Raw genomic sequence first — 12,406 nt, 5'->3', positions numbered from 1 at the left:
TTCTACTCTGCAACGATCAAATGTTTATTATTTTCATCAAAATACCTTTTTGCTGCCGCAATGTCATCGTGGATTTGCGCCAATAAAGCTTCCAAGGAAGAAAATTTTACTTCCTCCCGCAACTTATGCAGAAAAAAGATTTCCAATAGCTCACCATACAACGATTCATTGAAGTTCAGCAGATGAACTTCAAGAACATTTTTACTGCCGCCTATCGTTGGTCGACAACCAAGATTCGCCACACCTGCTAATATAGGTCGGCCCTGTCTTTTTACTTGTACGCAAAATACACCTTTAAGAGGCAAATTCGGCCGGTGCATCCCCAAATTTGCTGTTGGAATATTCCATTGGCGGCCACGTCCATCACCTTTTACCACTCGGCCACATAAACTATAAGGCCGTCCTAATAATTTGGCAGCCCGTTGTAGACAATTATCGTGTAGGGCCTGTCTAATTTTGGTTGAACTTACACGCTCATCACTCATCGTAAAATCAGAAAAAATTTGCACCGTACTTGCCTGTTGACTGGCTATTTCCGTCAGCAATTTAACATCCCCTGCACGCTTGCTGCCAAAATGAAAATCATGACCAATTAATAATAACTTAACATTGAGAAGAGAAAATATAATACGTTTAGCAAATTCTACAGGCGACATCGAAGACAATGTTTGATTAAACTTCAAGCAAATAACAAAATCCACTCTAAATTGGCGTAAAATATGCAATTTTTCTCGTAAACTGGAAAGACGTGCTGGCGCCTGGCTTCCATGAAAATATTCATTAGGCTGTGGCTCAAATAATACCAAAAGCAAAGGAAGCTGCATGGAATCAGCCTGAGCGCGTGCTTGTTGCAATAAGGCTTGATGACCAAGATGCACACCATCAAAATTTCCTATGGTTGCCACCGTTCCAGCCGAAAAAGCTGGTATGTTTTGTACACCTCGCAGTAATTTCATCCTAGCTAACAACAAAAAGAATTATTATACCGTATGTCTCTACATGAAACATACGAAACATTATGCCTTATTAGGGTCATAGTCGCGCAGACGGAAATCCATCTTTCAAACAGCGTCATAATCCATCATAAAAAATAAATTTCCGCCCGCGCAAGGCACGGCGTAAATTTTAGCTCGAAACTTCAATAAACCCTAGCTTCTGCGAGGGCGTACGATCAATACGTCACATTCTGCCCCGTGTAAAATAGCATTAGCGGTTGAACCCAGTAATAACGCCAGGCCATGCTTGCCATGGCTTCCCGTAACAATCAAATCCACTTTATTTTCTTGAGCCACTCGCAATACTTCGTTTTTTGTGGAGCCAAATTCAAGAAACCGATTTTTTTTATCTACCTTCAAACGCTCTGCCAGACTATTGAGTTCTTTTTCTGCCTGCTCACGTATAGAAACTTCCACTTCAGCAAAACCAGCAAAACCAGGATAAGCATAAGCAGGTATTGGTTCAACCACATGAACAAGAATTAACTCTGCCTTATTTTCATCGGCAATTTTTTTAGCTTTGTGAGCTGCATTGATTCCAATTTCATCAAAATCGGTTGCAAATAATACTTTTTTATACATGTTACTCTCCTTAATAAGGCCTTAAGGATGAAAGACTAGCAGAAAAAAACCTAATTTCCCAGATGCTTGGTAATAAGGTAAAATAATACAAGTTTCTATATAACGCTTTTAATCTCCTGTGCAAGGAAATAAAGTCCATATAAGGCCCTAGACATTCAGGCTGAGATTAAACCCATTGAACCTCTGCACGGATAATGCCGTCGAAGGGATCTATATGTTTTATGATTTAATAGGGGCCATCGCCTCTCTATTGTCAACGTATTATTTTATTCGCCAAAATAACAAGGCTTGGGCCATTGCCTTATTAGCTACAGCACTGAACGGATGGCTCTATTGGCAAACAGGAATTTATGCCGATATGTGTCTGGAGTCTTTTTATTTTTAAGTGCCGGTTATGGCTGGTATCGTTGGACACAATCTCTTAACTCGCAGGGAAAACAACGCTCCATAACCCGCCTTACCAATAAGCAAGGAACGTCTCTACTCATGGCTGGAATGCTCCTTTATCTAGTCATTTTTTATTTGCTAACGACTTATTCAGATTCCAATATTGCCAAGCTCGATGCCCTGACCACATCCATCAGTCTCATCGCTCAGTGGCTGATGTGCTATAAAATCATTATAACTTGGGTTCTTTGGTTTATGGCCGATGCATTATACGCATGGATATATTGGCAAAAAGAATTGCCTTTCCATGCTTTACTCATGCTGCTATACACCGGCCTTGCCATCGTTGGTTATCTTGTCTGGCTTACCCAATATTCTGCAGCTCGGAAAATGAGCGTACCCAAGGTTTGAATTTTGCCAACCCTTGCGGCAGTTGCATAATGGCTTGTCTTGCTGCATCCCGCTGGTGATAATCACCAAATGTGAGGACATACCATACCCCATCTGGCTTTTTAGCCCGAAGGATCCTGGACTGATTTTTAATGTGGTACAGTTGGGCAAAATGTTCAAGCTTAGCTCTGCTATGGCTGGCAAGCAATTGTATCGTATAATGATCTTGCATAGACGCCAATTTTACAGAAACCGGTTTTTGTTGTTTAACGGTAGATATCGATGCTTGGGTATTCAGCGTTTTTACCTCCCTTGCTTTTACTGGCTCAGCTTTCGCCTGGATGACTTTGGGAATAACAACCACCTTGTCCATGACAACAAAATCATCTGTTGTTATATCATCCTCTTCATTATTAGACACAATCAATTCAGCGCGACGCAGTTCAGTCGGCTGCAAAAATTGTCTGGACGCAGCAACATCATAAGGCGGTATTTCACTGGCCAGTGCAACGTCAGCCTGAGCAACTTCCGGAAATTCCGGAGGCAATGCAACTTCTATGACGGGCTCAGTCGAAGATGGCGTTGGCGGGCTATTAGGTTGCAATATAAAAGCAATGCTTAACGCCGCAACGATTACTCCAGCAACCATAGGCAAGCGTAAATAGCGCCTATTTTTAGGGGCTGGTTTTATCAAATTAAAAAACTTGGCATTTGAGTGTTAATACCGACAATATTTCCTTCCGTTAATTGATAAAATTGTTTAAGAAGCTCATCGGTTATAAATTCAGGATGAGCTAATAGACGATGTTTTACATAAGCCCTGGTTTCACTTTCATTCAAAGGACCTAATTCAATGCTGTGAATCATATCCTGGTATTTACCTTCCAGTTTATTCAATACAGCAGTCAGCGAACCATCCGCTACAAGGCAAAGATGAAAATAACCCTGCGGCCCTTGTTGCTGTAAAGCATTTAATAATTCGTCAAGAAACGATTCAGACAAGTATTGAGCATCATCCAAGATCACCAACGTATGTGTCTGACTTTGCCTGCTTTTTTCAATCAGTTCATTTAACGTGGTTTCATGTTCACAACCTAATGAGGTATGCAAATGCGATAAAAACAGCGTCCAGTCAAATAAAGGAGTCACTGCAAGAGAAAGCGCTCGAATACGCTTATCAAGATTCATTTGCAATAACTCAATAAAAGAAGATTTTCCTCCTCCCTGTTCGCCTAGCACGGAAATCAAAACATTTGTGCCCAAAACCAACTGATTTATGAATTCTATTTTTGTAAGCCAGGACGCTGGTTTAAATAGGCTCGCGTGATTATCTGATAGCTCTTTGGCATGTTGAACTGTCCTACTACCATTCATTCTAAATCTCTCCTTCAACCGCACTGATTAATGCATGACGCAGGCAATCGTCCGTAACCTTATCATCCAAATAACAATTTCCTGGCGCTCTCATCAATACAAAGCGCAAACGCTTGTTTGATATTTTTTATCGTTAAACATTAAACGATGCAATGCTAATAAATCAATCTCTTTTGGAATTCTTCTTGGTAAATTTGCCTTGGCTAACAAAGCATCCAGCAAAACAACATGAGCATGCTGCAGATGGCCTAAGTGATGAGATAATAAGGCGGCGCAATATAAACCAATCGCCACCGCTTCACCGTGCCGCCAACGCTGGTAATGAGTATAGGCTTCCAAAGCATGTGCAAACGTATGGCCAAGATTTAATAAAGCTCGTTGTCCAGTTTCGTGTTCATCTTCCTCTACAATACGGGCTTTTATTTGACAACAGCCAGCAATGAGTTGCGACCATTGTTCTGTAGTCAGGGATTCAATTCCCGCTTCCAACAGCCGACATAACATTTGCAGAAATTCACCCCCTGCAATAAACCCGTATTTTATCACCTCGGCAAACCCTGAATACAGCTCGCGTTCAGGCAGAGTAAATAATGTATTTACATCCATAATAACCGCGTGAGGTTGATAAAAACTGCCAATTATATTTTTAGCAAGAGGATGATTGATTGCCGTTTTGCCTCCAACCGAAGCATCGACCTGCGCAAGCAACGTGGTGGGAAGTTGGATAAATCTGACACCACGCTGATAAGTGGCCGCGGCAAAACCGGTTATGTCTCCAATCACTCCTCCCCCCAACGCTATTAGCGTCGTATCACGATGATGACCGTAATGAATTAAAGCATCGTAAATACGGTTAAGACTTTGCTGATTTTTATAGACTTCACCGTCTTTAAGAAGAACAGTGTCACATTGCATGGTCGCAAAAGCTTGCTGTATTGGCTTGAGATAAAGTGGCGCAACCGTTTCATTACTGACAATCAACACTTGGCTGCCTTTCACATGCCGACGCAATAACTCCACATCGGACAAATAATGACAACCAATATAAATGGGGTATTCATGGCCTACAAGTTGAATCATCAACTGCCGATGAACATCAGATTTCGCCATAAATGTATTTAATAATATTATTTGCGACAGCCTTGACCGTTAATTTATCCGTTTCAAAGCTGATATCAGCCAATTCTTCATAGAAAGGCTCTCGTTCATCACGTAGCATTTCCAGACGGCTTTCCAGATCATCCGTCTGCAACAATGGTCTTTTCGTATCACGCTTGGTGCGCTCAAATTGCTGCTGCAACGATGTTTTAAGATAAATCACAGTTCCACGTGCAGCCAATGCGTTGCGATTTTCTGGGGTCATCACAACCCCTCCGCCCGTAGCCAAGACAATGTTTTTTTTTGTGTCAATTCTTCGACCACCTTTTGTTCGCGGCGGCGAAACCCTTCTTCTCCTTCCACATCGAATATCCAGGAAATATCCGCACCTGAACGCTCTTCAATGACTTCATCCGTATCATAGAACTCAAGCTTGAGCTCTTTTGCCAAAGTACGGCCTATTGTACTTTTTCCAGCCCCCATAGGCCCTATTAGAAATATATTACGTACTTTAACTATGCTCATTTTTAATTACATACCTCTTTTTATCTATCTACCCGTTGCCAATAAAATAATGGTTCTTATTTTATTGCTTTTCCCACCCGTGTGTCGACAAAAAACTCACATTTACACTTAACACTCGAAAGAAAAATCAAATTACTTAAAATACCTATTTATTGTTATTGATGATGAGTAGGGTCTGTTTACATTATAAATTATCACTGTTTAACTCAACGCTTCCATGGCCTTATTGGAACAATCGCTTTTGCTGGAAGCGGTGGCTCTACGACCTGCATGGGAGCAACCGGCTTGCCGAATTTGTCCAGCTCTACGCCACGGGCAAAACGCTGTTGTGGCCCTTCTATGGTTGTAATCGACAAATTGTTGGTTATTATCCTAGGAGTAATGAAAATGAGCAACTCCTCATTATTCGTTCTTGCCTGGCTGCGACTAAATAAATTTCCCACCACAGGCAATTCCCCTAAAAATGGAACGCGCGTAATGGAATTATTTGTGTCTTGTTTATAAATTCCTCCTAAAACAATGGTTTGACCATTATTAACCAGCACATTGGTTTCAATGGATTTGGTTAAAATAATAGGAACACCCTGAACTCGCCTGCCAGAATCTGAATCCTGATTAATTTGCAAATCCATTAACAGTTTGCCATCCGGTGTAATTTGCGGTGTTACTTTCAAACTCAGCACCGCCTTTTTAAAGGCTACTGCCGTTGCTCCGCTAGAAGTTGCTTCCTGATAGGGAATATCTTCACCGGACTCAATCACGGCAGCCTGTTGATTGGTTGTCATCAAACGTGGGCTAGCAATAATCTCGGCACGCCCCTCACTTTCCAAGGCGGATAATTCCAAATCCAGTAATACACCATTTCCCAATTTTGCCAACGCAATCCCAACTGAGGCTGGCGAAGCATCAATAGGCAACGCTCCAAGATCGACGTTTAAACGATCGGGAATAGGCACTTCCGCCGCTGGAGTTCCTCCAGCCAAGGCGTTGGCACCCTCCAGTGTACCACTTAAATGCGTTGGCCTTGAGACACCAAAGCGGACTCCAATGTCTTCAGCACAGTCTTTAGTGACATTCACAATACGTGCCTCAATCAAAACTTGTTTAACTGGCACGTCTAATTGTTTAACAAGCTCCCTTATTTCATCAATTTGTGCACCTGTATCCTGCAACCAAATGGTATTGGTCCTGGTATCCACACTTAAAGTACCACGATCGGATAATAAAGAATTATCTTTATCCTTAAGCATGGTTGCGATATCCGCTGCCTTAGCATAATTAATTTGCAGCAATTCCGAACGAATAGGTGCTAATTTTTTTGCAGCCTGCTGCGCCTGCAATTCTTCATTCTCCCGAGCAGCAAACACGTCTGCTTTATCAATTAAAATCACATTTCCTACTTGCCGCTTATCAAGACCTTGAGTGGTCAAAATAATATCCAGCGCCTGATCCCAAGGCACATCATTCAGCCGTAAGGTAATGTTGCCTTCCACCCGATTACTAACCACAATATTTATCCCGGTAAATTCAGCCAATAGCTGTAAAACCGCACGTATTTGAATATCTTGGAAATTTAAAGAAATTCGTTTACCGGTAAATACTTTTTTCTTTAATTTTGCTTCCTGTATTTCTTCAGCAGTAAGAGGAAATACATCCACAATAAATTGTTTATTAACCTGATAAGCAAAATGACCATAATCCCCTTTATTTAACAAGGTAATTATAGCATTTTTACCATCCTGTTCGGCAGTAATCATCTGGGCAGGACTGTGAAAATCAATCACATCAAAGCGCTTTTGCAGACGTTGTGGCAGCCGGGTACTGTTAAAGTCAACCATCACTTTTTTTCCAGATTGACTGACTTCAATGGGAATACCAGCATCGGACAAATTGACAATAAGCCGTCCTCCCTGATTTTCACTGCCGCGAAAATCAATATTAGTAATGCTGTAGCGTGCATTAACCGGCCGATTGGTTACAAATACTTCTTTAGGCTTTGAAATAAGTCCCTGGCTTTTTCCTCGCAGCATCAGTGTATAGACATTGCCGGCAACATGACCTGAATAAGAAATGGAATCCAATAAGTCCAAGATGACTCTAAGGCGATCGCCAACAGCAACAATCTTATATTGCTTCAAAGAACCTATTTCGATTGTTTGGGAGACTTGTGACGCATTGAGTTGATTTTTGCTGTTAATAAAATCAACAATCAACCGTGGTGGCTTCTGAGTAATGAAACTGGCAGGCATCTGGGCGAGTGGTTGCGCAAATTGAAAATCAAGACGGACCCGGTTATCCGGCATGGGAGTTACTTTCACCGCCGTCAGCGCATTATCTTGGGCATAGAGAGCGGTACAGCTTGTTAAAAGTAATAAAAATACAATAATAATTCTGCGCAAAACCGCCTCCTATTTGAACCGCGAAAAATCCAACGTTTCACTAATCTTGAATCATTCTCCTTTTATTAAGGAGAAACCCAAGCAAATCTATGCTATGCTTTTTTCAGTAAGAAGAGCAACCGAAATTAAAATAAGGACCTGTCTTTACAGTCGCTAGGCTAAGATGAAATTGCTGGTTTTAGAGGACCGTAGCGCAGCATACATAGAAGTATGTGAGCAACAGACCGCAGAAAATCGACGCATTTCAACCACCATAGTAGACTGTAAAGACAGGTTCTAACATTAAGGTGTATTCAGTTTTAATGTAATCATTTTTTTCTCCCATTTTTCCCCTACTTTAATCGTTTCTTCTATTTGAATAGCATCTTCAGAAATACGAATCACTTGTCCATAATTCTTACCCATATAATCACCTGGCTTTATCCGCGAAACCAAGCCTCCTGGTTGACTGATCAATCCCCAAACAATTGGCCCTTCTTTTAAAATTCCGACAAATTTTAGCGCATCCAAGGGAAACGCTTCTAACGGTTGTTTAGGGCGATGAATATTGGGCGCTAAGGTATCATTTTCTTGCTGTTCAGCCACAATTGGTTTAAATGGACTACGCCGCTTTTCTGCTTCAGGGTATGTGAATTTGGGCGGTACTTCAAACTCAGGAATGGGTTCAACAGGTTTTGCAGGCCTGGTTTTCACTGCATAGATATAACGTTGAAGTTCGTCTTCATCCGACCCACAAGCGCAAAGAGTCATCGATAGTAATCCTATCATTAAATTTTTGCTTAAAGATTTTCCCAAGGGTATGGCGAGTTTGCGCGAATATTCTAACCAATGAGCAAACATACCTAATATCCTTGTATTTTCATGAAACCTTTGCAGCCTAACTCGTATCATAATGTACGATACCGGTAAATTTTGGCAGTCATTTTCATGATTAATTGATCCCCTGTGCCACTTTTTTGCTTATCAGTAGCGGCACCTTCAATCATAAAATCGTGTAAAGTTACAATTCGGCTCATAGCGGCGACCCGACTTAAAAAAACAGCCAATTGATGATAATTCCCTACGACTGTGATTTTAATAGGCAACTCAATGTAAAAATCATGCTGCACTTCTGGCTGGGGAGCAAATAATTCAAACGTCAAACCACTTGCAATTCCAGTTTTAGAAATGTCTTCCAATAAACCAGGCATCTCGTTTTGGGTCGGTAACTGCTTGAGCATATTACCAAAACGTTCCTGCATGATTTGCATTTGATTACGATAAGCCTGCAGGTTAGAAGCTTGATGCTGTTTTAGTTCAAATTCCTGTTTCAAGGAGACTTCTTTCTCTTTTAATTGCTCATATTGTTCAAAATTACTCTTAATAATAAGCCAATACCCCATCCCAACGACTAGAATGGATAAAAAAGCAATGACTCCTATTTTGACGCTCTTTGGCCATTGCCCTACATTCTCCAACGTCAGTTCATTCAAACTGAAATTATTCATAATTTTGGGCCATCAAATTTTGGACTAAGAATAAAACTGAGTTTAAATTCATTTTCCACACGTGAGGAAGATTCCTTTGTTTTTTAATTTCCGTCAGGTCTGGCTCTTTAATCCATTTATTATGCTCAATCTGGCGCATCAGCTGAGAAATATTACTGTTCGACTCAGCATAACCTAATAGAATTATTTTATCTCCTTGTCGCTCAACAGACGTTAAAAAGACGCCATCAGGCATTATTTTTACTAATTCATCAAAGAGACGTACAGTAAGACTGCGCGTTGCTTGTAAATTCTGGATAATAACCATTCTGGCAATCAATGCCTGCCGCACGTTTTTAATTTCTTCAATTTCTTTAATCTGTTTCTCTAACGTCGTAATTTCATTTTGCAACTGTTGATTGCGAGAAGATTGGTTCTCAATCAACTGCTTTGCATACATATTAATTAAAAATACCACCACCACAGCACTGCCTAGTCCGAAAAAAAGATAAGTCGTAAATTGTTTTTTTCGCGTTCCCGTTTTAACTCACGCCATGGCAGTAAATTAATTTCTGTCATTCAGTCTGTCCTCAGCCTCGTTTCTGCTTTAGAGGTAATTTCGAATTCTACTAAAATGGCCAACAAAAATTGTGTTCTGCAATCTGTTCACATTTCTTACGCTTGTAACTCAATCTTTTACCGTGCATGAAAGGATTGCCTAGGCTCGTAATGCCAACCCACAAGCGACCAATAATCTTGAAGAATCTGACATCACCCGCTCCCGACTCACTCCGTTAGCAAAATCCATGTGTTTTAATGGGTTGGCAACACTCGCTGGAATATTGATATGCTCCTGTAATAATTGCGCAATATTTAATTGTTTTGCCACTCCACCAGCCAGTAAAATATGATCCACATAAGTATGGTCGCTGGCAGAAAAAAAGAATTGTAATCCGCGCTTTACTCGTAGTAGAACGAGCTCCCTAAATGGCTGTAAAACATCCTTTTCATAATCTTCTGGCAATGTTCCTTGCTGCAGAGCAACCGCTGCCTCTTCCGCTTTCATCCCATAGCGTTGCATGATGGATTCTAGTAACTGCCGACCACCAAACTCTTCTTCACGGGTAAAGATAATTTTTAATCCATGCAAGGCAAAAAAATGAGTATATACAGCCCCAATATCAATGATCGCAATGATTTTGTTTACGCCTTCTGCCGGCAAATCTGACATGAGCAGCTGGGCAGCGCGCTCAACAGCATAGGATTCTACATCCACCACTTTGGCTTCAAGCCCTGCTCGAGTGATTGCTTCTACACGATTACTTACATTTTCCGCCCTGGATGCTACAAGAAGGACATCCAACATAGCTGTATTTTTACTAGAAGACCCTAAAACATTAAAGTCAAGATTGATTTCGTCAATTGGATAGGGAATCAGCTTGTCTGCTTCCATGACTACAATTTCTTCCATTTCCTCATCTTTCAAACCATCGTTTATTTGAATGATTTTGCTAATAGTCGCCGAATCTGGAACAGCAAGTGCGGCTTGTTTACAAGTTAAGTGTTCGCTGGACAATATTTTCCTAATGCAGTCAGCCACCGCATCAACATCTTTAATTATATTGCCTTCCATTGCAGTTTCCGGCAACACGGCCCGACCATACCCTTCAACGCAATGTCGCTCGCCAGAGATAGAAATTTCGAGAATTTTTACAGAAGTTGCGCTAATGTCTACGCCAAGCATCTTACGCGGCCTGGATTTAAACCATTTAAGCACGTGCTTTTCTCCCTGTACTGCGATTCACTGAGCATAAAAGCCCTAGAAAATCCTACCGTTTTCCCAAACGACCAAACGTGAATGCCTATGTTATGGCTTTCTACAACTGAAGCCGGCTATTTTTTCCATACAGCTTATCTTATCTTAACTTGAAAAAAATTGAAATTTTTTAATAAGTTCACATCACGAAACAATATTGACTGGATACTGTTCAAACTATCCTTGCTATTACCATATTAATTAAAATATAGTGAGTAAATACGAAAATATTTTTTCTCGTATATCAGAATAAAAAGGAGTCCATATGTCCGCATTACCAAATCTATTAAAATCCCTGGTTACTGCCATCGTTCGTTATCATGCCAGAAAGACCGCCATCGCTCGCGAGATTCCAGAAGAAAGCCTGGTCGCTGATTTATTACAAGCATCTTGTGAAGATATTAATTCCAGGCTAGAAGCACTGATTGCCGAATCGACTGCATCAGATGCTACCCGCCGCCCATTACTCAATTATCTATTGCACGTCATTCAACTCATTAAACCGGTTGTGGACGGCAAGATTCCTTTTAAAGAAGAGCAAGCAGAGGCCTTTAAAAAACAATTAACGCAATTTTACATCGATGTGTTGCTTTTATTGAATACACGGCAAGGTTCTCAAGTGACGTTAAATTATAATTCAACGCCATCGCAACATTATGGATTGATCAAAGGTGTCTGGCCTATCACCAGCTGGAGCGTTGCAGGAAATGTGATCAATGAGCTGCTGCTGCCCACAGTCGATGTGTTGTATACCGACGATCAAGCGCTTGTGACTCTTAAAATAACTGCCTTTGTTCAGGCGGCCGAGATTGCCGCATTAAAACAAATCATTCACTCTCAAGAAACTGAACTGCAGCAGCGTCAAGAAGAAAACGCCAAACTGCTCGAAGAAAACGCGAGACTGCATAGTGAATTAGAAACTAAATCGGCACCGGAAACACCCACAACGGCTGCCTCCCCTGATCGAAGATCACCTTCCGAAGAGTTATCGTCTGACGAAGATGTGGAAAGAACCCAAGCAGCCGCCAGATTACCAAGAGTTGCCCACCTCCATCCACTTTTAAGTCGAAGAGGATATGGTGGGACTCTATTTGCACCATTAGGATTAGCCTCCCTGGCTTTTCCAGTACCAGGGATTATTAGAGCGTCTCAACGTCAAGGCGCAGATGAAAGAGAAGTCGATCGACGTTCCCAGCACACTTTATAATTAAGAACCTGAAGTGTTGCCAGGCTGAGGCTAAACGCCTTGATTTTGGAACACTGTAGCACAGCATGCATCGTAGTCTGTGAGCAGTGAAGCGCAGAAAATCGAGGCTTTAGCTCTCCATCGTTAGACTATGAACACAGGTTATAAAGATAATTGCGGACAAAATA

At 41.2% G+C, this 12,406-nt stretch carries 10 protein-coding genes and 3 pseudogenes; 2 read left to right on the top strand and 11 right to left on the bottom strand.

Translation table 11 applies throughout. The annotated features are described in order from the left end of the window. Positions 1-2 precede the first annotated feature (2 nt). Positions 3-956, bottom strand: a complete 954-nt coding sequence (gene ribF / locus LOA_RS05215; protein WP_025385439.1) for a bifunctional riboflavin kinase/FAD synthetase — start codon at positions 954-956, stop codon at positions 3-5. A 192-nt stretch (positions 957-1,148) separates the two neighbouring features. Further along, positions 1,149-1,577: a universal stress protein gene (locus tag LOA_RS05210; RefSeq protein ID WP_025385438.1), complete on the bottom strand. Its 429-nt coding sequence runs from the start codon at positions 1,575-1,577 to the stop codon at positions 1,149-1,151. Positions 1,578-1,791: 214 nt separating this feature from the next. Here LOA_RS05210 and pnuC point away from each other — a divergent pair. Then, a pseudogene (gene pnuC, locus LOA_RS05205) lies at positions 1,792-2,375 on the top strand (nicotinamide riboside transporter PnuC). On the opposite strand, the gene LOA_RS05200 reads toward pnuC, so the two are convergent. From LOA_RS05200 to pilM, 9 genes and pseudogenes are all read right to left on the bottom strand, one after another. After that, entirely contained in the window at positions 2,329-3,048 is a 720-nt protein-coding gene (locus tag LOA_RS05200) for an SPOR domain-containing protein (RefSeq protein ID WP_148294869.1), read from the bottom strand. The pseudogene pnuC and the gene LOA_RS05200 overlap by 47 nt on opposite strands. After that, on the bottom strand, positions 3,045-3,728 hold the full coding sequence (locus tag LOA_RS05195) for an ATP-binding protein (protein ID WP_025385436.1): 684 nt from the start codon (positions 3,726-3,728) through the stop codon (positions 3,045-3,047). Before LOA_RS05195 ends, LOA_RS05200 begins: the two co-directional genes overlap by 4 nt. 1 nt (position 3,729) lies before the next feature. After that, a pseudogene (aroB, locus tag LOA_RS05190) lies at positions 3,730-4,838 on the bottom strand (3-dehydroquinate synthase). After that, positions 4,825-5,351 (bottom strand): annotated as a pseudogene (aroK, locus tag LOA_RS05185) (shikimate kinase AroK). The pseudogenes aroB and aroK overlap by 14 nt, the downstream one beginning before the upstream one ends. A 206-nt stretch (positions 5,352-5,557) precedes the next feature. After that, entirely contained in the window at positions 5,558-7,750 is a 2,193-nt protein-coding gene (locus LOA_RS05180; RefSeq protein ID WP_025385435.1) for a type IV pilus secretin PilQ, read from the bottom strand. A gap of 282 nt (positions 7,751-8,032) precedes the next feature. Then, entirely contained in the window at positions 8,033-8,590 is a 558-nt protein-coding gene (locus LOA_RS05175; RefSeq protein ID WP_025385434.1) for a pilus assembly protein PilP, read from the bottom strand. A gap of 47 nt (positions 8,591-8,637) precedes the next feature. After that, positions 8,638-9,237, bottom strand: a complete 600-nt coding sequence (locus LOA_RS05170) for a type IV pilus inner membrane component PilO (RefSeq protein ID WP_025385433.1) — start codon at positions 9,235-9,237, stop codon at positions 8,638-8,640. Further along, positions 9,230-9,697, bottom strand: coding sequence for a PilN domain-containing protein (locus LOA_RS05165; RefSeq protein WP_238551333.1), 468 nt, complete (start codon positions 9,695-9,697; stop codon positions 9,230-9,232). The genes LOA_RS05170 and LOA_RS05165 overlap by 8 nt, the downstream gene beginning before the upstream one ends. 237 nt (positions 9,698-9,934) lie before the next feature. After that, the gene (gene pilM / locus LOA_RS05160; protein ID WP_025385432.1) at positions 9,935-10,993 is read right to left on the bottom strand and encodes a type IV pilus assembly protein PilM; all 1,059 of its coding nucleotides are present in this window, start codon (positions 10,991-10,993) and stop codon (positions 9,935-9,937) included. Positions 10,994-11,297: 304 nt separating this feature from the next. Between pilM and LOA_RS05155 the strand changes: the two genes are divergently transcribed. Next, complete coding sequence (locus tag LOA_RS05155; RefSeq protein ID WP_025385431.1) at positions 11,298-12,239, top strand: hypothetical protein; 942 nt, start codon at positions 11,298-11,300, stop codon at positions 12,237-12,239. Positions 12,240-12,406 lie beyond the last annotated feature (167 nt).

The organism is Legionella oakridgensis ATCC 33761 = DSM 21215 (assembly GCF_000512355.1).
In the GTDB taxonomy this organism is placed as follows: Bacteria; Pseudomonadota; Gammaproteobacteria; order Legionellales; family Legionellaceae; genus Legionella_A; species Legionella_A oakridgensis.
This window is presented reverse-complemented; position numbering and strand designations above follow the sequence as displayed.